Annotated in this window: 20 protein-coding genes; 17 read left to right on the forward strand and 3 right to left on the reverse strand. The window is 40.0% G+C overall.

Annotated elements, in window-relative coordinates; all coding sequences use genetic code 11:
- The first annotated feature begins 69 nt into the window (after positions 1 to 69).
- The 6 genes from PNIG_RS10520 (at position 70) to PNIG_RS10545 (ending at position 7338) form a co-directional block, all read left to right on the forward strand.
- A complete protein-coding gene (locus PNIG_RS10520) occupies positions 70 to 678 on the forward strand; it encodes a PilZ domain-containing protein (RefSeq protein WP_086994942.1) in 609 nt (202 codons plus the stop codon).
- A 57-nt stretch (positions 679 to 735) separates the two neighbouring features.
- Positions 736 to 1791: an agmatine deiminase family protein gene (locus PNIG_RS10525; RefSeq protein WP_089368451.1), complete on the forward strand. Its 1056-nt coding sequence runs from the start codon at positions 736 to 738 to the stop codon at positions 1789 to 1791.
- Positions 1788 to 2681 carry a carbon-nitrogen hydrolase gene (locus tag PNIG_RS10530; protein WP_089368452.1) on the forward strand — a complete coding sequence of 298 codons (894 nt, stop codon included), beginning with the start codon at positions 1788 to 1790 and terminating at the stop codon, positions 2679 to 2681. Before PNIG_RS10525 ends, PNIG_RS10530 begins: the two co-directional genes overlap by 4 nt.
- A 61-nt stretch (positions 2682 to 2742) precedes the next feature.
- A complete protein-coding gene (gene mfd / locus PNIG_RS10535) occupies positions 2743 to 6216 on the forward strand; it encodes a transcription-repair coupling factor (protein WP_089368453.1) in 3474 nt (1157 codons plus the stop codon).
- Entirely contained in the window at positions 6216 to 7052 is an 837-nt protein-coding gene (locus PNIG_RS10540; RefSeq protein ID WP_089368454.1) for a peptidoglycan binding protein CsiV, read from the forward strand. Before mfd ends, PNIG_RS10540 begins: the two co-directional genes overlap by 1 nt.
- Before the next feature lie 31 nt (positions 7053 to 7083).
- A complete protein-coding gene (locus tag PNIG_RS10545; protein ID WP_086994927.1) occupies positions 7084 to 7338 on the forward strand; it encodes a DUF3862 domain-containing protein in 255 nt (84 codons plus the stop codon).
- Positions 7339 to 7388: 50 nt separating this feature from the next.
- Here PNIG_RS10545 and PNIG_RS10550 read toward each other — a convergent pair whose 3' ends face one another.
- The 3 genes from PNIG_RS10550 to PNIG_RS10560 form a co-directional block, all read right to left on the reverse strand.
- Entirely contained in the window at positions 7389 to 8756 is a 1368-nt protein-coding gene (locus tag PNIG_RS10550; protein WP_086994924.1) for a hypothetical protein, read from the reverse strand.
- Between the two features lie 104 nt (positions 8757 to 8860).
- Complete coding sequence (locus PNIG_RS10555; protein ID WP_089368455.1) at positions 8861 to 11308, reverse strand: TonB-dependent receptor; 2448 nt, start codon at positions 11306 to 11308, stop codon at positions 8861 to 8863.
- A gap of 822 nt (positions 11309 to 12130) precedes the next feature.
- On the reverse strand, positions 12131 to 12553 hold the full coding sequence (locus tag PNIG_RS10560; RefSeq protein WP_089368966.1) for a hypothetical protein: 423 nt from the start codon (positions 12551 to 12553) through the stop codon (positions 12131 to 12133).
- Between the two features lie 344 nt (positions 12554 to 12897).
- On the opposite strand from PNIG_RS10560, the gene ccoN reads away from it, so the two are divergent.
- From ccoN to ttcA, 11 genes are all read left to right on the forward strand, one after another.
- Positions 12898 to 14331: a cytochrome-c oxidase, cbb3-type subunit I gene (ccoN, locus tag PNIG_RS10565; RefSeq protein ID WP_011328517.1), complete on the forward strand. Its 1434-nt coding sequence runs from the start codon at positions 12898 to 12900 to the stop codon at positions 14329 to 14331.
- Between the two features lie 12 nt (positions 14332 to 14343).
- A complete protein-coding gene (ccoO, locus tag PNIG_RS10570) occupies positions 14344 to 15018 on the forward strand; it encodes a cytochrome-c oxidase, cbb3-type subunit II (RefSeq protein ID WP_011328518.1) in 675 nt (224 codons plus the stop codon).
- 6 nt (positions 15019 to 15024) lie between these two features.
- Positions 15025 to 15210: a cbb3-type cytochrome oxidase subunit 3 gene (locus tag PNIG_RS10575; protein WP_089368456.1), complete on the forward strand. Its 186-nt coding sequence runs from the start codon at positions 15025 to 15027 to the stop codon at positions 15208 to 15210.
- The gene (locus PNIG_RS10580; RefSeq protein WP_089368457.1) at positions 15207 to 16241 is read left to right on the forward strand and encodes a c-type cytochrome; all 1035 of its coding nucleotides are present in this window, start codon (positions 15207 to 15209) and stop codon (positions 16239 to 16241) included. The genes PNIG_RS10575 and PNIG_RS10580 overlap by 4 nt, the downstream gene beginning before the upstream one ends.
- Positions 16242 to 16383: 142 nt before the next feature.
- Positions 16384 to 16875, forward strand: a complete 492-nt coding sequence (locus tag PNIG_RS10585; RefSeq protein ID WP_011328521.1) for a FixH family protein — start codon at positions 16384 to 16386, stop codon at positions 16873 to 16875.
- Between the two features lie 8 nt (positions 16876 to 16883).
- Positions 16884 to 19259 (forward strand): heavy metal translocating P-type ATPase, encoded by a 2376-nt coding sequence (locus PNIG_RS10590; RefSeq protein WP_089368458.1) that lies wholly within the window; start codon positions 16884 to 16886, stop codon positions 19257 to 19259.
- Complete coding sequence (gene ccoS, locus PNIG_RS10595; protein WP_089368459.1) at positions 19256 to 19423, forward strand: cbb3-type cytochrome oxidase assembly protein CcoS; 168 nt, start codon at positions 19256 to 19258, stop codon at positions 19421 to 19423. Before PNIG_RS10590 ends, ccoS begins: the two co-directional genes overlap by 4 nt.
- A complete protein-coding gene (locus PNIG_RS10600; RefSeq protein WP_041454477.1) occupies positions 19416 to 20087 on the forward strand; it encodes a sulfite exporter TauE/SafE family protein in 672 nt (223 codons plus the stop codon). The genes ccoS and PNIG_RS10600 overlap by 8 nt, the downstream gene beginning before the upstream one ends.
- A gap of 41 nt (positions 20088 to 20128) precedes the next feature.
- A complete protein-coding gene (locus PNIG_RS10605; protein WP_058373651.1) occupies positions 20129 to 20866 on the forward strand; it encodes an FNR family transcription factor in 738 nt (245 codons plus the stop codon).
- A 148-nt stretch (positions 20867 to 21014) separates the two neighbouring features.
- Positions 21015 to 21941, forward strand: coding sequence for a universal stress protein UspE (gene uspE, locus PNIG_RS10610; protein WP_089368460.1), 927 nt, complete (start codon positions 21015 to 21017; stop codon positions 21939 to 21941).
- Positions 21942 to 22028: 87 nt separating this feature from the next.
- Positions 22029 to 22943, forward strand: coding sequence for a tRNA 2-thiocytidine(32) synthetase TtcA (gene ttcA / locus PNIG_RS10615; RefSeq protein WP_089368461.1), 915 nt, complete (start codon positions 22029 to 22031; stop codon positions 22941 to 22943).
- Positions 22944 to 23006 lie beyond the last annotated feature (63 nt).

The following is a 23006-nucleotide window of genomic DNA, read 5'->3' on the forward strand; positions in this document are numbered from 1 at the left end:
AAAAACATATATTCTAGTAATTTAGCACTAAGGGCGCTATTATTACTTAAATGTGTTGCGGAGAGTGCTATGAACAGTCAAAGATTAAGTGAGTTTGAACAATATTTTCAAATTGATGAAAGTAACCGTGTAAACCTATACATAGTTGATGATAACGCCGTTCCAAAAAACCTTACCCAGTTAGACGCAGACATTCCCCCTTTATTTAAACTCGCTAATGAAGTAAGTAGCTTAGAGCAAAGCGCGCTTGGACCACTGCGTAATTTAGGTGATGTTGCCCAAGAGCTAGCAGTTTTTTTACAAGCGCAATCACGTAAAATAGACTTAATAATGAGCCATGTTCTCTCCTCAGAGCAAAGCGAAGATAACGCTATTTATTGCGATAGTTATGGCGGCGGTGGCGTAAAATTTACAACAGAGGATGTTTATTCTTTAGGGCAAAAGTTTCGGACTAAACTTTTTTTACACCATGAAGCGTCTGCTGTTTATTGCTATACCGAAGTCGTTGCAATTAAAAAAATCGATACCGAGCATTACCAATACACTTTACTCTTTATAGCCATAAGAGACAGCGACCAAGAACTAGTCGTTAGAGCCAGTTTGCATGCGCAAACCCGACAACTAAAAAAACGCCAGCAATTAGAGCAATCACAAAACATGCAAGCAGATGATAAATAGCTGACATGTACACTCAAACTGCTAAACTAGCGCTACCTTAATTTGTATCAATTACTCATGAATTTTAGACTTTTACCAGAATGGGCCGAGCAAGACGCTGTTATGCTAACTTGGCCGCATAAAAACACCGATTGGGCTGAAAACTTAGCACGCGTTGAGCCTGTGTATGTAGCGCTTGCAAAACATATTACCGCAGTACAACAGTTAGTTATTGTAGCGCACAGTGAGCCTGTAAAAGAGCATGTTATTGCGCTATTGCACGCCGCCAACGTCCCCTTAAACTGTGTTCACTTTGTAGTTACACCAACAAATGATACATGGGCACGCGATCACGGCCCCCTTACTTGCGCCGCTATAAATAACCCTAATCAGCTTAAAGTGTATGATTTTACCTTTAACGGTTGGGGCAATAAATTTGCAAGTAATTTAGATAATCAAATAAACCGTGTTTTAGTCAATGAGCTTAGCGATACAAATAATGACTACCAAGCAGTAGATATGGTGCTTGAAGGCGGTGGCATTGAAATAAACGAACACGGCGTACTACTTACTACCAGTGAATGTTTGCTCAATAAAAACCGCAACCCAAATTTAACCCCAAGTGACATTGCAACACTGTTAAAACAGCACTTAGGAGCAACTGACTTTTTATGGGTTGACCATGGTTATTTAGCGGGCGACGACACCGACAGCCACATAGACACGCTAGTTCGCTTTGCACCAAACAATACCCTTGTTTATGTACAGTGCGATGATAAAACCGATGAGCATTACAACGCGCTGCATGCGATGGAAAAACAGCTTCAAGGCTTTAAAACTACCGATAACACCCCATATAATTTAATTGCCTTACCTTGGCCCAAAGCAGTGTATGACGATGAGCAAACACGTTTGCCTGCCACCTATGCTAACTACTTAATTATTAATAATACGGTATTAGTACCAACGTACGATGATGTAAGCGATAAGCTCGCCTTAGCGCAAATTCAACAAGCGTACCCAGAGCACACAATAGTGGGCATTAATTGCCTACCTATTATTGAACAATTTGGCAGTTTGCACTGTATAACAATGCAACTCCCACGTGGATTTTTAACTGGAGCAGCTCAATGACCAGCCCTGCAAAATTAACCGTTGCACTCGTACAACAAAGCAATAGCGATAATGCTGAGCAAAATATGGCAAAGTCGATTGCCGCAATTCGTGAAGCAGCCAACAAAGGCGCTAAATTAGTTGTGCTGCAAGAGCTACACCGTAGCCTGTACTTTTGCCAAACCGAAGATGTAGACGTGTTTGATTTAGCCGAAACCATTCCAGGCCCAAGCACGCATACTTTAGGTGAGCTGGCAAAAGAATTAAGCATTGTAATTGTGGCGTCGTTATTTGAAAAACGTGCTACCGGCCTTTATCACAATACCGCTGTAGTACTGGAAAATGACGGCAGTATTGCCGGTAAATACCGTAAAATGCATATTCCCGATGACCCTGGTTTTTACGAAAAATTTTACTTTACTCCAGGCGATTTAGGCTTTGAGCCAATTCAAACCTCAGTAGGTAAATTGGGCGTATTAGTATGTTGGGATCAGTGGTTTCCTGAAGCTGCACGCTTAATGGCAATGGCCGGTGCTGAGCTACTTATTTATCCAACTGCAATAGGCTGGGATCCGCGCGATAATAGCGATGAACAAACCCGCCAAAAAGATGCGTGGGTTATTAGCCAGCGCGCCCATGCGATTGCCAATGGTGTACCGGTAATTAGTTGTAACCGCGTTGGAGTCGAGCAAGACCCAAGTGAGCAAAGCGAAGGGATTCAATTTTGGGGGAACTCTTTTATTGCAGGGCCACAAGGTGAATTACTTGCTGAGGCTAATAATACTGACGAGCAAATTTTAGTAATTGAGCTTGATCAACAGCGCAGCGAAAACGTAAGACGTATTTGGCCGTATTTACGCGACCGCAGAATTGATCACTACCAAGACTTAACAAAAATTTACCGCGATTAAATAAAATTACTTGGCCCTTATTACATAATAAATTAGGGCCAATTTATAAATGGAGTAATAAATGGCGTTTGAGCAATGGGCAGCCTTGCCTTGGGTGAAATCTCAAAAAGATAAAATTCAATGGGGGCAACTTAGCGGCAGCGGTTTAAGCATTGCTATTGCTGAGGGTGTAAAACAACAAGACAATTTAGTATTAATTGTAACCCCAGACACGCCAAGCGCCCTGCGCCTTGAAACCGAGCTAGAATATTTATTGCCCGACAACCCGGTAATGATATTTCCTGACTGGGAAACCCTACCTTACGACCATTTTTCTCCTCATCAAGATATTATTTCTGCCCGTTTAGCCACTTTAAATACGCTCAAAAACGAGCAACAAAGTGTTTTAATTGTCCCTGTTTCTACCTTAATGCTGCGCACCGCCCCGGCTTCGTTTATTTATGGGTCCACAATTAACTTTAAGGTGGGTGATAAGCTCGATACTCATAATTTCAGAAATAATTTAGAACAAGCGGGTTATTTAAACGTACAGCAAGTAATGGAGCACGGCGAGTACGCCATTCGCGGCTCTATTGTCGACTTATACCCTATGGGCAGCCCGCATCCTTTTAGACTCGACTTTTTTGACGACGAGCTCGACAGCATTCGTTTATTTGATGTTGAAACCCAGCGCTCAGATGAAAAAGTAGATAAAATTGAACTGCTCCCGGCACACGAATTTCCCACTAACGAAGCCGACATTGAACGCTTTAGAATAGCGTACCGTGAGAAGTTTGGTGCCAGCGCGCAGCAAGACTCTGTTTACATGCAAGTGAGTAAAGGTAATTGGCCTGCCGGTATAGAATATTATATGCCACTGTTTTTCGAGCAACTGGCCACTATTTTTGATTACCTACCTGAAACCACAACGGTAATGCAGCTCGGTGATTTAGAACATGCCGCCGATAATTTTTGGCATGACGTAAACGTGCGCTATGAAAACCGCCGCGTAGACCCACTGCGTCCATTATTAGAGCCAAGCGCGCTGTATCAACCCATTAATGAATTGTTTGCTAATTTAGGGAATTATTCGCGTATTCGCTTATCTCAAGCAAAGCTAGGTACAAAAGCAGGCAATAAAAATTTAACTGTTAGTGAATTACCTGTTATTCGCATTGATCATAAACAAAGCGAACCTTACGGTGCGTTTATAAACTATGTAGCGGCGCAAAAAAAGCACAAAGGCCGTATTTTACTAAGCGTAGAGTCGGATGGCCGGCGCGAGTCATTACTGGGAGTATTAAAACCTAGCGGCTTAAAGTTTAAAGAATTTACTAGTTTTGAGCAGTTTACAAAAAGCCAAAGCGATGTTGGCCTAATTGTTAGCCCACTGGAGCAAAGTGTTGTATTAGGTACTAAACCTAGTTTATCTATTATCACCGAACAAGAACTGCTTGGCATAAAAGTATCGCAGCGCCGTCGCCGTAAGCATAAATACCAAGCCAGCCAAGATGCACTAATTCGTAACTTAGCCGAACTTAAAGAAGGCCAACCTATTGTACATCTTGATCACGGCGTTGGTCGCTATCAAGGTTTGCAAACCATAGATGCCGCAGGCATTATCACTGAATTTGTTACCATTACTTACGCCAGTGAAGCAAAATTGTATGTACCGGTTTCGGCGCTGCATATGCTAAGTCGTTATTCGGGCGGCGAAGAAGCCAGTGCACCACTGCATAAACTTGGCTCAGATGCATGGGACAAAGCTAAAAAACGTGCTGCTGAAAAAGTGCGCGATGTAGCCGCTGAGTTACTTGATATTTACGCTCAGCGCCAAGCAAAACCAGGGAATAAATTTACCCTCGATGCCCCAGCTTATCGCCAATTTAGCGACAGCTTCCCGTTTGAAGAAACCGACGATCAACGCAATGCCATTGAAGCCGTATTAGGCGATATGCAATCAAAACAAGCCATGGACCGTTTAGTGTGTGGCGATGTAGGCTTTGGTAAAACCGAAGTCGCCATGCGCGCCGCATTTGTAGCTGTTAACGATAACAAACAAGTAGCTATTTTGGTGCCTACAACATTACTTGCCCAACAACACTTTGAAAACTTTAAAGACCGTTTTGCCGACTTTCCTATTGAGGTAGGTGTACTGTCGCGTTTTAACTCACCTAAAGAGCAAAAAGACACGCTTGAAAAAATGGCCAACGGCAAGCTCGATATTGTCATTGGTACTCATAAACTGATCCAGGCTGATATTATATTTAACGATTTAGGCTTATTAATTGTTGATGAAGAACATCGCTTTGGGGTGCGCCAAAAGGAGAAGATTAAAGCGCTACGCGCCGATGTCGACATACTCACTTTAACTGCAACGCCTATCCCGCGTACCTTAAATATGGCCATGAGCGGTATGCGCGACTTATCTATTATTGCCACTCCACCTGCAAAGCGTTTAGCAGTAAAAACCTTTGTGCGCCAACGCGATGTAGAATTAATACGTGAAGCGGTACTTAGAGAAATTAAACGCGGTGGCCAAGTTTACTTTTTACATAATAACGTAGAGACAATTGAGCGCGTAGCACAAGAAATAAGTGAATGGGTGCCCGAGGCAAACGTAACCAGTGCACATGGGCAAATGCGCGAGCAAGAGCTTGAGCAAATAATGGCTGACTTTTACCACCAAAAATACAACGTATTAGTGTGTACCACTATAATAGAAACCGGTATTGACATACCAACTGCTAACACCATAATTATGGATAGAGCCGACAAACTAGGTTTAGCGCAGTTACATCAATTACGTGGACGTGTTGGTCGCAGCCATCACCAAGCTTATGCCTACTTATTAACAGGCGATCCTAAAGCTCTTTCTAAAGATGCAAGCAAACGCTTACAAGCAATAGAGTCATTAGAAGACTTAGGCGCAGGTTTTGCACTAGCAACCCACGATTTAGAAATTCGTGGTGCGGGTGAACTTTTAGGTGATGATCAATCAGGACAAATGCAAACCATTGGCTTTAGCTTATACATGGAAATGCTTGAACAAGCAGTAAAAGCATTGCGAGAAGGCAAAGAGCCCACCCTTGAAAACCTCTTGCAAAAACAAACTGAGGTAGACTTAAAGCTACCGGCTTTATTACCCGATGATTATATTTACGATGTGAACGCACGTTTAGGTATGTACAAGCGCGTTGCTAGTTGTGCTAATGTTGCCGATATGGACGAATTGCAGGTAGAATTAATCGACCGCTTTGGCTTATTACCCGACGCGGCTAAAAACCTCTTTAGCCTGCAGCAATTAAAAATGCGAGCAAGTGATTTAGGTATAACAAAAATTGAGGCAAACCCGAAAGGTGGTTACTTTGAATTTAGCCAAAACACTAAGGTTAATCCTAGCTTCATCATAGGCTTGATACAAAGTGCACCGCGCGTGTACAAAATGGATGGCGCAAATAAACTGCGCTTTGTTATTAGCGAGGCAAATGCCCGCGAACGCTTGAAAATGGTCACTGCAATGCTTGCAGATTTCGAAAAAAAGGTTAGCCATTAATGTTGCTAAAAAAATCGCTTATTATTTTATGCTGCTTATTTAGCAGCACCGCAATTGCTGAGCGCTGGTTTGAAGTAGAAGTACTGGTATTTAAACAACGCCCTGCTCCGTACTTACAAGAAGACTTTAGCCTTAAAAAACCAGCTATTGAAGATAAAAACACACTTGATTTACTCACCCCACTTTACACTGAGCAAGCTATGCAAGCGTGTATTGATGGCGATACACGCTTTGAAAAACGCTCTTTTACAGATTCTTTAGTTAACTCAAAACAGCAATCTGGGGTGTGTGATAACAGTATTGATTATTTAAAAAGTTATGAACACCTACCGGTAACACCGATTGTAGCTGCACAAGATACAATGCAGCAAACATACCTTTTAGCACCAACACAACTGCAATTTAACAGCCAACGCCAAGCCCTAGAGCGCAAAGGGTTAACGCCACTATTACATACTGGCTGGCGTTTTGAAGGGGCAAGTAAGTCGCGTGCACCTAGCATGCATTTAATCGCTGGTGAGCATATTAAAAGTGCAGAGCCTAGCGCCCCAAGTTATGCAAACCCAGACTTTATTAGTTTGGTTAACTCGCAAGATTCCTTTTTTAATGCACCTAAAGAACCCACTATGAAGTGGGAACTCGACGGTTTATTTAAAATACATTTACGCCATTATTTATACATAACCGCTAATTTCGATATTAGCCAAAAGCACGATAGTGGTGAAATAGAAGCCGCTCGTTTTTCACAATTTAGACGAGTAATAAGTGAAGAAATACACTATTTTGATCACCCTAGAATGGGGATGATCGTCCAAATTAGAAAATTCAAACATTAATATGATGTTATTTAACACATAGGAAATAACAATGAAAAAACTCCTGATTATTGCAGCAACGCTAAGCCTAGCGGCATGTTCTAAAGTAAATGTTGAGAACTACGAAAAAATAAAAATTGGTATGGATAAATCAGAAGTTGAAGTTTTTTTAGGAAGCGCTGATAACTGCGTAGAAAAAACACTGCATACCAACTGCGTTTGGGGTGACGATGCGAAAAATATCGAAATTATACTCGTATCAAACAAGGTAACTTTATTTACCAAAAAAGGGTTAGCAAACAACTAACGCTAACCCTTTAGAGGAATAACATGGGATGTAACCGGTTACAGCCTTTGTTATTCCTGCTTAGTACCGTCATCAGAGTAAATAAGTTCAATATTAACTATTTTACTGCGGTTCATGGTTATTTTATAACGCTGATACAGCTTTTTATCTCGCTCGGTTAGCACTAATACCATATTTAATTGATAACGCCGCTCTACAGCCTGCTTAGAAACCTTATTACTCTCAAGATGATATAACTTACCCTCACCTTTTTTAAGATAGCGAGAAAACGGCGCAAGGCTAAATTGCAGTGTTTGATGCAAGCTATCGTAACCCGGTAAAAACTCTCGGGCATTTACACGTGTTTCGCTAGCAAAGTGTAACCACTGTGCAGCGAGCTTATTTTGTTGGCGGCGTTTGGAGAAAATAGCACGTACTTCTTTGGGGATTTTTTTAAAGCGCGTATATTCTAACCAAATAAACTGACTCGCTACTTTGTCTTTAGTCACGCTATTTTTAAAAATAAAACGCCACTTAGGCCGCCCACGCACAATAGAGCGCCAAATAATTCGGGTTATATCTTCTTTAAATATTTCGCGAAGGCCATAAATAAGCCCCAATATTAAGATTAATGTTGCTGTAACTTCTGTAAAAGTTGCGCGTGCATTGAGTATAACTATCATCACTAACGCCATAATTACAGCGGTTACCGAGCCCTTAACTAAACGTTTTAAATAACTATTAAGATAGCGAGTTTGGCGGTTTAAAATTACACCATGTTCAATTAAACGCTGCAATAACCGCATTTTATTAGTAATGCGGTTTGCATCTTTAAGGGTTGATTCTGAATTATATTGTTGCTCTTCGCGATAACTGTTTTCTGACTTACAAAAGTTAACTAAGTCGTTGCGCTCTTTTGCATAGTCACTACTGCGCGGTCCTTCATCGAGCAGTTTTAAAAACGACTGCTCTATTTGCCAACTAAGGTAGTTATCGGCATTGGTGTAAAATGAAATTAGCTTTTCATCTTCAGGGGTATAACGTCTTAGTTTTCTTAATAAGCTTTGGCTTTGCTCGCACAGCTCACCCGCCCGTTGATAAAATTCATCAGGGTCTTCTATTTTGAGGGTTTCTTTAATATCTGCATCAATAGCCAAGCGCACCTGATAACAATACAAATTGAGGTTTTGTCGGTAATCTCGCTGCTCACCTTTGTTTTTACTTACAAAACGGCTTCGCACTAGCGGTAGGTGAATATTATTGGCGTTATAAGCTAAATAAGATTTAAATTGATTATTAAAATAGGATTCTTCACTAAGGGTTTGTGCATTCACGCCCATTTCGTTGGGGATCGAAAAGTATAAATCAAGGCGTTGCTCTGAGCGTTGGCCCAGCTGCGGTTCAATAATAAAAGATAAATTCTCATCTTGCTTTAACAATTAAATCTCCTTGTAATATAGCTCCTTAGTGTACTTGCCTGAAGTATTTTGTTCAATAAAAAAGGCCTAGTAAAAACTAGGCCTTAAAATATTTATTATGCTAATTAAAATTTAAAATTAACACTCGCAAAAATACGCGAACCAATTACATCGTATACTTCAGGAACTGTTCCCATATCATTACCACCTAATACAGACTCAGGCTCTTTATCAAAGATATTATTCATACCACCAGTAATGCGTAAATCATCACTTACGCTGTAGCTCATAGAAATATCATGATAAACAGTATTGTCAGTGCTAAAGAAATCACCGTCATACTCGCCATCCATTCCTTTAACGAATCTTGCATTATAAAGAAGGCTTAAAGCTTCACTTACATCGTAATTTACAGATAGATTTGATTTGATTTTAGCATAGCCACCGATATTGCCATCGATAGTGCCTGTGTAATCAATATCATCTTGTTCAAATTCGATTAAGTATGTTGTATCAAGGTTGATACCATAGTTATCTGCTTTGTATGAGATATTCCAATCAACACCAGAAGTTTTTTGCGAGCCAACATTTGTTAATGCTGAACTCATATTTGATAAATCACCTGTTGATGTAATATTGATTGCTGAACATGACTCAAGCGTACCAGCAAAACAACTTCTCATTTCGTTTTGAACGTCTAGACGCGTAATTGCATCAGTTATATCAAACTTCCAGTAATCCATGGTGCTTGATAAGCCATCAGTAATTTCCCATACCATACCAAAAGTAAATGACTTACTTTCTTCTGCTTTAAGGTTTTTGTCACTGGTGTAATTTACTTCGATTTGAGGGTCTTGCTCATTACCCCATGGATCTGCAAGGTAATCGAATGAGCCTGAGTTACCACCAAAAAGCTCAGCAACATTAGGTGCCCTAAAGCCAGTCGCTAATACAGAGCGAACCATAAATTCATCTGTTACGTTCCAAGTTGCACCAAGCTTCCACGTTGTTGCACCACCAAACGTTGAGTAGTTATCGTAACGTGCAGCACCTTCAATTGTTACTGACTCAAGCACTGGCATAGACGCTTCAAAATACACAGACTGTACTGAGTAATCACCTTCAGTTGGATCTTGTTGTGCAGCTGTACTTTCACCACGTTGAGTGATCATATCTGGAGTGTAATAACCACTTTCAAATCTGTTTTCAACACCAATTGCATAACCAATATCGTTATCTGTTAGTGCACTGTAACCTGCAGCTAGGATAAACTGCTCGTTACCACCTTCATTTGACTCAGTGTAAATTGCACCATCTGACACTAACATATCACGATTTAATGCATCGCCAGCAAACCAAAGCGCTTGATTAGCATAAATGCTTTGCTCAACATTACTTGCATGGATAGAATTTTGAACTTTATCCTTAGAATCATTACGGCCATAAGTAGCACTTACATCCCAGCTAGCATCATTGTCTAGTGTACCCATTAATGCAACTGACGCTCTATATGTATCGGTTTTTTGCTCATAAATACGAGGACCAGCATCAACCATTCTACGGCGGTACTCTAAGGTATCTGCAAGTACACCATTACCATCTACAAAAGCACTTGTATAAGCAGCATCTAAATTCGTTGTTTTTAAATCTATGCTTGCTGGCTGTGGCGCAAGTTGTTGAGTCGAATCACGGCGCGTATACATCAAATCAACATTAAATGTTGTATCTGAGTCTAACTCTTTATCAAAGCTAGTAAAAATACTGTACAAGTCATTTGGTGTTTGTGCATAGCTAGAAGTCGAATAATCATAGCCTTTATTGCGGTCTATAAAACCACCATTTCCATCTGGCATTTTACTACCAAGTGTTCCCTCAGGAATATATGATGATTGACCTGGCTCTACAAAGCTTCTGTCTGATTGGATTATTTCGCCGCGGCTTGAATACTGTGCACCTACAACTAAATTACCTTCAGCAATTTGCATTCCGTGTAATAAACTTACACCGTAGTTATTACCATCGCCTTTTGTAGTGCGGCTACCTTCTACATTAACTTCTGAGCCTTCAAAATCTTTTTTTGTTATTATATTAACAACACCAGCGATAGCATCTGAACCATATACTGCAGAAGCACCGTCTTTTAAAATTTCAATAGACTTTATCATTGCAACTGGAATCGTATTTAAATCAACAGACGAATCTGCACCAGTTCCAGATGAAACCATACGACGACCATTTAATAATACTAGGGTACGCTTGGAGCTCATACCACGTAGGTTTACAGTAGCAGTGCCACCTGAACCATTATTACTCGAACCACCTAAGCTCATCCCTGCCGCTGATGGTTGATTAGAAAGCACGTCTGCAACTGATGTATAACCACTCTTTGCAATAAAGTCATCGCCAATAACTGTAATAGGGCTAGCCGTTTCCATATCTGTACGGTTAATACGAGAACCTGTTACTTGAATTTTTTCAATTGATTTTGCCGCTTCGTCAGCCGCTAAAACTTGCACACTTGAGAACATTGGAATAGCAGCGATAACCGCTAAGCCAAGAGTTGATTTTTTCATGGATGAACCCTACTTGTTGAAAATTTACCTAAATGGTAATGCTCACTTTTATAAGAATTGTGAGTCAGAAAACAGCAACTTAGGCGTGATTAACTGAACAAAAACTTAACGAATGGATAATTAAAAACCAACCGAAAAACACAACACCCAAAAAAGGTACAAACGTTACACTATGTTTCCTTGTTAATTAATAAATACACTTCAAAATCAATACACTAAATGCATTGCGCTACATTAAAAGCACAGGTGAAATCAAACTAATGGACTTTGTAATTAAATGTAATTAACTCAACAATGTACCTTTTACCGGTAATTTAACAAGTTAATCACAGTAGGTTATTAAAACCGTAAAACTAGATGTTAATTGATAACTATATTTATGCGCTTTGAGTAATTAATTAGTCTGATTTAACGCATATATAGCTTTTAAAGGAGAGATTTTTTATTCAGCCAAGATTAAACAAGTAAACTATTCACCAATTTAATGAAGCAATGATTGCCTCAAACCTAGTAGTACACTTAATTAACCAAATACCATTGATGCATTTTTCGAAATTAAAAAGAGAAAGTAAAAATTACAAAAGGCAGGAGTGCTAAGTGCTAGCTAAAATGATGTGAGCGTACGAAGTACTCTTATTGTAGGCTTAATCTTCTTGCGCTAAAGCTAACCCTCTGTGGATTTAGCTTTTCTGCGCCAAGAAATAAAAAGTAACGCTTAACTTAAAGAGAGTAAGCACAACTAAACTGATCTCAACCAGAATGCTTATCTCCCTGCTGCAAATTAAGCAAGCTACTTAATAAGCAATATAAGCAATGGCATGTTTAGTAAGTAACGTAAAAATAATAGTATACCGAGTTGCTTTGCTGTGTTGCCTCATCGGTTACGTTAAGGATTAATTTCCACAGCATATTTTTTTCAGCGCAAATACCTACCATAGTTTCACTTTGCCAAGTGTTGCCATAGCGCTTAAATTGCTGAGGAATATACCCCATATACATAGTTACGCCTTCAAGTTTTGCATTCGTAATAACATGCCCTTTAGGTAACTCGGCAAATATGGAGAATGGTGTTTCAGGGGATAAATCACCATCGCTAAGCCACACTTTAACGCCATTTGGAAAAGTACAGGCTAAACCGGCTTCGCAAGCAAGGTTTTTTAATTGTTGTGTATCGCTGGTTTTTGAATAATCACACGCAACTAAAAAAATTAGTAAAAAAAACAAACATACTCTATATATATACATGTGGCAGGTACTCACAATCCAAAAAATAATGGCTGGCACTAATTTAATAGTCACAAGGTCAAATCACACTTTTATTACAAATAACGTACAATTCACCTCAAAAAGTAAACAGCAAGCTAGTAAAGTTTGATTGATGTCATAATATTATGTAATTGACCTATCTTTTTTAAGCCAAAAATTTTATCATTTCAACCGCAAAAAAATAAGGGTTTCTCGAGTCTGTTTTCTAAAATAATCGTATTTTTAATGTTTTAGATGGCAAGCTTGTGAAGTAATAGTAGGCCCCACTTTTTTTAGGTGGGTAATTCATTTCTAAACGCATTTATTGCAGCGGAAGCCAGAAAATGAGCCAGACAGTAGCATCACACACTGAGTACAACTATAAAGTTGTACGCCAATTCGCTATTATGACAGTGATTTGGGGCATCGTTGGCATGAGTATTGGGGTTCTGATTGCTGCCCAACTAGCTTGGCCAGCACTTAACTTTGATACACCATGGTTAACATACTCTCGACTTCGTCCGTTACACACGAACGCAGTTATTTTCGCATTTGGTACAAGTGCACTTTTTGCGACGTCTTATTACGTCGTTCAACGTACCTGTCAAACGCGCCTTCTTTCAGATAAATTAGCAGCCTTTACATTTTGGGGTTGGCAGCTTGTTATTGTGCTTGCTGTTATTACACTACCTTTGGGTATTACAAGTTCTAAAGAATATGCAGAACTTGAGTGGCCAATTGATATTTTAATAGCCGTTGTATGGGTAACTTATGCGGTAGTATTTATGGGCACAATCGCAAAGCGTAAAGTGTCTCATATATATGTAGCTAACTGGTTCTATGCTGGCTTTATCATTACGGTTGCTGTACTTCATATTGTAAACAGTATGGCTGTACCTGTGTCGTTAACTAAATCGTATTCCATTTATGCTGGTGCAGTTGATGCAATGGTACAGTGGTGGTACGGACACAATGCCGTTGGCTTTTTATTAACAGCTGGCTTTTTAGGTATGATGTATTACTTTGTACCAAAACAAGCAGGCCGTCCTGTTTACTCTTACCGCTTATCAGTGGTTCACTTTTGGGCGCTTATTTCGCTTTATATTTGGGCAGGCCCTCATCACCTTCACTACACTGCGCTTCCTGATTGGACGCAAAGTTTAGGTATGGTTATGTCTATTATCCTATTCGTTCCATCTTGGGGTGGCATGATTAACGGTATTATGACGTTGTCTGGTGCATGGCATAAGCTTCGTACTGACCCTGTTTTACGTTTCTTAGTTGTTTCATTATCTTTTTACGGTATGTCTACGTTTGAAGGCCCAATGATGGCAATTAAATCTGTAAACGCGCTTTCTCATTACACCGACTGGACTGTAGGACACGTTCACTCAGGTGCATTAGGTTGGGTTGCAATGATATCTATCGGCGCTATTTACCACTTAATCCCTGCGCTATTCTCGCAAGGTCGTATGTACAGCGTTAAATTAATTAACACACATTTTTGGTTACACACTGTTGGTGTTGTTTTATACATAGTAGCAATGTGGATCTCAGGTGTAATGCAAGGTCTAATGTGGCGTGCAGTTAACTCTGATGGCACATTAATGTATAGCTTTGTACAGTCTTTAGAGGCGTCTCATCCTTTCTATGTTATACGCTTTATTGGTGGTGTGTTCATCGTAGTAGGTATGCTAGTTATGGCTTATAACGTTTATCGTACAGTGGCAGCGAAGAACGATTCGCTGCAATTAGACGAACAAGCACAATTAGCATAACGGAGTGAGATAATGAGCAATAAAAATTCACAAAACAAACACGAAATAGTCGAAAAAAACATTGGCCTTATGGCTATCTTGACCGTTTTCGCAATTAGCTTTGGTGCATTAGTTGAAATTACTCCGCTAATGTTTCAAGACGATACAACTAAACCAGTTGACGGACTACGTCCGTTAACGGCACTTGAAATGGAAGGCCGAGATCTATATGTACGTGAGGGTTGTTCTAACTGTCACTCACAAATGATCCGCCCTTTTCGTGACGAAGTTGAGCGTTATGGCCACTATTCGGTTGCTGGTGAATCTGTTTGGGATCACCCTTTCCTTTGGGGTTCTAAACGTACTGGTCCTGACTTAGCTCGTGTAGGCAAACGTTATTCGGATGACTGGCATTATGCTCACTTAGTTGACCCACGTGCTGTGGTTCCTGAGTCGAACATGCCAGGCTTTCCTTGGTTAGCAGAGAATACGCTTGATACAAGCTTGACTTTGAATAAACTTAAAATTTTCCGTGACACATTTGGAATCGATAGCCGTACCGACCGTTACGATGGTTTAGGTTACGGTAGTGATGAAGAATTAATCGCCGATGTTGCCAAAGTTGATGCAATGAATGACGGTAAAGGTGCAACAGAAATGCAAGCCCTTATCGCTTATTTGCAACAACTTGGCACCCACTTGAAGTAACTAATTATGGATTATGGGACATACAGAGGCATTTTAACTCTGGTAATTTTAGTACTATTTATTGTGATTGTTGCTTGGGCATATAGCAAGCGTAGTAAAACACGTTTTAAAGACGCTGCTAATGTTATTTTCGAAGATGAAATAAAACACAACAATACGCTCTCTAACGAGGAAAAGGGGTCTGAGAAATGACTAGCTTTTGGAGTATTTGGGTTATTGTATTAACCCTATCATGTTTGTTCATTTTATTTGGTTTACTCGTGTGGAATTTAAAAAACTACACTGGTGTACCTGAAGGTGAAAGCTGCGGACATGAATATGATGGAATTGAAGAGCTAAATAACCCACTACCAAAGTGGTGGACTTACATGTTCTTTGCAACATTTATTTGGTCTGTTTATTACTTAGCAGCTTACCCAGGTTTAGGTAACTGGGAAGGATTAGGTAAGTGGACTAGTTCTAACCAAGGTATTACTTCTTTGGCTGAGTCTAAAGAAGCAGTAAAACTTGCTAAAGAAGAAGGTCGCTTTGTAAAACTTGATAAAGAGTACGAAGTTGCAGATGCACGTTTTGGTCCTATTTTTAATGAACTGGCACAAATACCTGTAGTAAAATTGGTTGAATCTAAATTTGAAGGTGACGCAGCACAGCGAGTTGCACTTGAAAATGGTGAAAAACATGCCGAAACACAAGGTCAGCTAGCAATTGAAATTGGCCAACGTCTTTTTGCACAAAACTGTTCTCAGTGTCATGGTTCTGACGCACGTGGTGGTACTGGCTTTCCTAACCTAACTGATAATGATTGGTTATATGGCGGCACACCCGATAAAATTAAAGAAACATTACTTTACGGGCGTATAGCAGCAATGCCACCTTGGGGTGCTGCATTAGGTGAGCAAGGCGTTAAAGAAATGACCGCTCATGTACTTAGCCTTTCAGGTCGTACTGTAAACCAAAAAGACGCTGCTGCCGGCGAAGCTAAGTGGGCTATGTGTGCTGCATGTCATGGTGCTGACGGTAAAGGCTCTGTTGCACACAACTTACCCTTTGGTGCACCTAACCTAACCGACAACGTTTGGTTATATGGTGGTTCTCAACGTGCTGTTGAAGAAACGCTTAACCATGGTCGTGCCGGTGTAATGCCAGCGTGGAAAGATATTTTAGGTGAAGATAAAATACACCTACTAACGGCTTACGTTTACAGCTTATCTCAAGCTAAATAGTTACACCGTTAACGAATATTTAACCTTTTAAATTCAATAGATTAATCCAGATCAAAAAAGCCTCCACTCGGAGGCTTTTTTTTAGTCTTTTACAAATATTTATTATAGTATAGCCGCATCTTCATTTTATTTTAGAGTAACTATGCAACCTACTCCGTGGTATAAAAATTTTTGGCCTTGGTTTTTAATCTTTTTTCCCTCTGCTGCAATTATTGGCTGCATTAGCTTATTCTTTACCGCCATAGGCAATGGCCCTGATATGGTGGTAGATGACTACTATAAAAAAGGCAAAGCAATTAACTTAGAGCTTACTAAGTTTGATAAGGCAAAAGCTTTATACTTACATGGCGAGCTGAATGTTACCAGTGAGCGCGTTGGTTTTAAATTTACCAAAGGCGATACGAGCAACATACATGCATTAAAACTGTCGTTTTATCATCGTACAATTAAAGCGCATGACTTTGAAGCCACGCTAACGCCTAATGCTAATCAAGAATTTACCGCATTACTTGACGGGTTTACCGACGGTGCTTATTCGGTATTTATTGAGCCTATTGATGGTAGCTGGAAGCTAAAAGAAAACATTACCTTACCAACCACCCTTGCTGTTTTAGTTACGCCTAATTATAAGTAGTATTTAGTATGTCTATAAATTGCTTTCATTGCCTTGAAAGTGTACCTAACGGGTTTAGCGCACACGTAGTAATTGATAATAAATCTCAGCCAATGTGTTGCATTGGCTGCCAAGCCGTTGCGCAAAACATTATTGATCAAGGTATGACCGACTATTATAAATATCGTACCGTTCAAGCTGGTAAAGTAGAGCAGTTAGTACCAGAGCAACTCGCCTTTATTAAAAGCTACGACAATGAAGATATTCAAGACGAATTTATAACGACCAATGACAACTTCTCAGAAGTATTGCTCAGCGTAGAAGGTATAACCTGCGCAGCTTGTGCATGGCTTATAGAAAAGCAATTACTCAGTTTAAAAACAGTAAAGCGTGTTGATGTTAATACCTCAACTAACCGCGCTATGGTGCAATGGGATAAAACCGCCACCCCATTGAGCGAAATTATTACTAGCCTTGCTAAAATTGGCTATAAAGCCTATCCGTTTCAGTCCGACTTAGAAGCACAGCAAAAACAGCAAACCGCAAAAGCCTATATTCGCCGCTTAGGTGTAGCCGGTTTAATGACCATGCAAGTGATGATGTTTGCCTTTGCTATGTACTTTGGCATGTTCTCCGGTATGGACAGTAATTTTGAGCAGTATTTTAGGTGGATCAGCCTCGTTTTAGCTTCTCCGGTTATTTTATATAGCGCACTGCCCTTTTTAAGTAATGCCATTAATGGTTTAAAAGCAAAACAGCTTAATATGGACTTACCCGTCTCGCTGGCTATTTTTGGTGCTTACGGCGCAAGTTCTTACGCCACAATTATGAATGTTGGCGAGGTGTACTTTGAATCGGTATGTATGTTCACCTTTTTATTATTATTAGGTAAATATCTAGAATTTAGAGCACGATTAAAAGCCAGTGAATTTACAGCTAACTTACAAAAGTTATTGCCACTAACCGCCCGTACTCTCGATGCAAATGGCCAAGAACATATTATTGCCGCTAAAAAGCTTAAATTAAACGATATTATTCTAATTAAAGCCGGCGAAACCATTCCTGCCGATGGAATTTTAATTAAAGGTAAAACCAGCGTTGATGAATCAATGATGACCGGAGAGCACCTGCCGGTTAATAAGTTTATTAATCACAGTGTTTACGCCGGCACAGTCAATCATGACGGCATTATTGAAATAAAAATCAATAAAATAGGCCAAAGCACGCTGCTAAATCAAATAATTCGTCTACAACACAATGCACTTACCAAACGCCCTAAACTAGTAGAAATTACAGATAAAGTTGCTCAGTGGTTTGTGGCTGTGTTACTTATATTTGCATCGGTAACCGCATTTGGCTGGTATCAAATTGCCCCTGAGCAAGCATTTTGGATCACTATTTCTGTACTCGTGGCTACGTGTCCTTGCGCGCTAAGCTTAGCTATTCCAACCGCATTAACCTGTTCGGTAGCCAACCTTACTCGTAAAGGTATTTTAATAAAACAAGCGCATGTGCTCGAAACTCTATCTAAAATCACTTTATTCGCATTTGATAAAACCGGCACGCTAACCCAAGGACGCTTTAGCTTAGATGCGGTCGATATACTCAGCGAAGAGTACACTAAAAATCAAGTGCTTGAGATTGCAGCCCAACTAGAGAGCTATTCAGAGCACCCAATTGCCCGTGCGTTTAGCCAATATAAAGTACCAGGGCATAAACTTAACGACATTCAATTACATCCAGGCAAAGGGATCAGCGCACAGTACAACGACACTCATTATGCTATTGGTAAAAGTGGCTGGTTTAATAGCAAAAAAACTAACGCGCAAGCAACTTTGTATATTAATCAGCAACCTATTGCCCGTTTTTACTTTGTCGATAAAATAAAAGATGATGCGAGTACGTTAATTAACGCTCTACACACACATAAGTTAACGTGTCATATGCTTACTGGCGATGCGTCTGATGCGGGGCAACGTATCGCTAAAAAACTTAAATTACACAGCGTGCAATCGGGCTGTAGCCCTAAAGACAAACAAACAGCGGTTGAGCAATGGTCAACACAAGGTGAAGTGGTTGCCATGGTAGGTGATGGGGTAAACGACAGCCCAGTATTTGCCAGCGCGCACTTATCAATCGCCATGGAAACTGGGGCCGATATTTCAAAAAATAGCGCCGATGTGGTTTTGCTCAATAGCGATTTAGCCTCAATCGAGCACCTATTAATAGTTGCCAAAAAAACTAGGCGTATTATTAAACAAAACTTAACTTTGTCTTTATTGTATAATGGCTCAATATTACCGTTAGCTGCAATGGGGCTGGTAGCGCCTTGGATGGCTGTTATTGGTATGTCGACCAGCTCAATTATTGTGATATGCAACTCATTAAGGCTGTTAAAGTTATGAGCATAGTTTACATTTTAGTTCCTATCGCTATTTTATTTGTACTAATAGCTATAGGAGTATTTTTTTGGGCAGTAAAAGGCGAGCAATTTTCTGATTTAAATAAACAAGGCCATAGTATCTTGTTTGAAGATGACAAAGAGCAGCATAACAAAAGTAATGATTGACCCTATTTTTGTCAGTGCTTTTTTTATGGGCCTAATTGGCAGCGGCCATTGCATTGCAATGTGTGGTGGCATAGCCAGCTCATTGCAATTAGCCAGTAATAAACGCCAAACTCTCATTTACTCTTTTGCTTATAATATAGGCCGAGCGCTAAGTTACATGCTTGCAGGCGCATTAGTGGCAGGCATTAGCAGTAAATTTGCCACGCAAAACTCTGTTTTTGCATTATCACTGTCTTTTATAGCAGGCATTTTTATGTTGTTGGTAGGGGTATATATAATGCGCTTAGCAGCTACCTTACAATGGCTCGAAAAAGTAGGTAAAACCTTAGTTTGGCAACACCTAGTTAAATTTAATAAATATTTAATGCCGATTAACTCGCCATTTAAAGCTCTTGGGTACGGCGCTTTATGGGGCTGGTTACCCTGTGGTTTAGTTTATTCAGCACTTACTTGGGCCATGACCAGCGCAAATGCGCTTGATGGTGCATTAGTAATGCTGTGTTTTGCACTAGGTACATTTCCCGCGATGATCACAATAGGCGTTAGTGCAAAAAAACTCAGCACCCTATTTAATCACCCTTGGACGCGAATAATATTAGGCAGCGTAATAATTTGGTATGGTATTTATTTACTGATCATTGCAACAGATAAGCTTGTGCATTAACATTGATCATATTGTGGCTTGAATTTTAACGGATTGAATTTATGGATTTTTCTCAAGGTCGTGCTAAAAGTAATTGTGCTATTAGCTGTAATAACTGCAGTATCAGCCAGTTATGTTTACCCTTCTCTCTTAATGGTCAAGAAATGGATAAGCTTGACGAAATAATCGAGCGCAAAAAACCATTACACAAAGGCGACTTTTTGTTTGAGTCGGGCGCGCCATTAAACGCTATTTATGCTGTTCGTTCGGGTTCGTTTAAATCTTATACTTTATCTGAGCAAGGCGATGAGCAAATTACAGGTTTTCATTTAGCCGGTGACTTAGTTGGTTTTGATGCAATAAGTAAAATGATGCACCAAAGCTTTTCACAAGCGTTAGAAACATCTATGGTATGCGAAATTCCGTTTGATACCCTTGACGAGTTAGCAGGCAGACTCCCTAAGTTACGCCAACAAATAATGCGCTTAATGAGTAGCGAAATTACCTATGACCAAGAAATGCTGTTACTGCTTAACAAAAAATCTGCCGAGCAACGCTTAGCCAGCTTTATTTTTAACTTATCTGAACGCTTTGGTGAGCGTGGCTTTTCTCGTAAAGAATTTCGCTTTACCATGACCCGCGGCGAAATTGGCAATTACTTGGGTTTAACCGTTGAAACAATTAGCCGTTTATTGAGTCGCTTTCAAAAAGCCGATTTAATAAAAGTTGAAGGCAAATTTATTACTATTTTAGATAACGATGCACTGGCCAAAGCAGCTGCAATAGTAAAGCCCCGCTAATTAGCCTACTTACGTTGTAATATTCAAACCATTTAATCCATTCGATTAAATGGTTTGATCTAGAACAATAATATTTGTACTATCCCTTTCACTGTGCTCTATTTACGTTACACTCAAGGTACACCCGTAAAGTGAATGGAGCTTGCACATGAACACGATTAAACGCATTCTTGCGGTTATTGACCCCACCAAAGACGACCAGCACGGTTTAGCTCGTTCGATTGATTTAGCTAAAAAATCTGGTGCGAGTATTACCGCCTTTATGACGGTTTACGACTTTTCTTATGAAATGACCACTATGCTCTCTGGCGATGAGCGCGAAGCTATGCGCAAAGCCGTGTTAAACGACCGCGAGCTTTGGTTAAAAGATTTAGTATCGCCTTATCAAAATGTTAATATTGATACACAAGTTGTTTGGCACAATCGCCCGTACGAAGCCATTATTAATACCGTTATTGAGCAAAGCTTTGACCTTGTTATTAAAGGCACTCATCTACACAGTACACTTAAAGCCGTTATTTTAACCCCAACCGATTGGCATTTAGTACGAAAATGTCCATCTCCGGTTTTATTTGTAAAACAAATGGCATGGCCTGCAAATGGCAACATTTTAGCGGCTGTTAATGCAGTGAGCGAAAACGAGCAACACTTAGCGCTTAATAAACGTATTATTAAAGACGCACAATTTTTAGCAGAACTGGCCAACGCCCAACTAAACTTGGTGAACGCCTACCCTGCTACACCAATTAATATTGCCATAGAAATACCTGAATTTAACCCTGGCATTTATAACGAGTCGGTTAAAAAACATCATCATCAATCTACTAATGCACTGGCTGATGAGTTTAATTTACCCCCAGAGCAGTGCTTTATTGAAGAGGGTTTGCCTGAGGACGTTATTCCCGATGTAGCAAAACGTTTAAACAGCGAGTTGGTGGTTATTGGCACTGTAGGGCGTACTGGTTTAAGCGCGGCCTTAGTAGGCAATACTGCAGAGCATGTTATTGACAGCCTAGATTGCGATGTACTGGCACTTAAACCCGACGGGTATATTAGCCCGCTCGCAAAAGATTAAATTTTGTTACCGAGCATTTTAAGTATATAATGCGCCCCTTTATTTTTAGCAAATAACTTTGCCGTATTGTTTAATAAGGGGGCGTAATTGTCTCATTCAGATCAAGCTAAAGCTCAATTTAACTTAACCAAGCTTCAAAAGCGTTTACGCCGCCAAACAGGTCAAGCCGTCATGGACTTTAACATGATTGAAGAAGGCGACCGCATTATGGTGTGCTTATCTGGTGGCAAAGATAGCTACACTATGCTCGACATGCTGCAACACTTAAAACGTGTAGCACCGATTAAGTTTGAGCTATTTGTTGTTAACTTAGATCAAAAGCAACCTGGCTTTCCTGAGCACGTTTTACCCCAGTATCTAGATAAACTAAATGTTGAATACAAAATTGTAGAAGAAGACACCTACAGCATAGTGACCGATATTATTCCTGAAGGTAAAACGACTTGTTCACTTTGTTCGCGCCTGCGCCGGGGTATTTTATACCGTACTGCTAAAGAGTTAGGTGCAACTAAAATTGCGCTTGGCCATCATCGCGATGACATGATAGAAACCCTATTTTTAAATATGTTTTACGGCGGCAAACTTAAAAGTATGCCAGCTAAGCTAATGAGCGATAACGGTGAACATATGGTTATTCGCCCACTTGCATACTGTAAAGAAAGCGATATTAGCCAATATGCCTTTGTACAGGGCTACCCTATTATTCCGTGTAACTTATGTGGCTCGCAAGAAAACCTACAGCGTAAACACACAAAAGATATGTTAGCTAAGTGGGACGCTGAGCACCCAGGTCGTATAGAAAGTATTTTTACCGCTATACAGAACGTTGTACCGTCGCATTTAGCAGATAACCAGTTATTTGATTTTACTAATTTGCAAACTGGCGAAGTAATTGATGGTGGCGATATTGCCCTAGACAAACCAGATATTCCAAAAGTGCCAATTAATAGCTTACAAGATGAAGATGCCAGCACAGAAGTGGTTACTATTAATCTGAGCTAACTTAAAGGTTATATATAAAAAGGGTTTGCCATGGCAAACCCTTTTTATTACCCCCACCTAAAA

Source organism: Pseudoalteromonas nigrifaciens, from assembly GCF_002221505.1.
In the GTDB taxonomy this organism is placed as follows: domain Bacteria; phylum Pseudomonadota; class Gammaproteobacteria; order Enterobacterales; family Alteromonadaceae; genus Pseudoalteromonas; species Pseudoalteromonas nigrifaciens.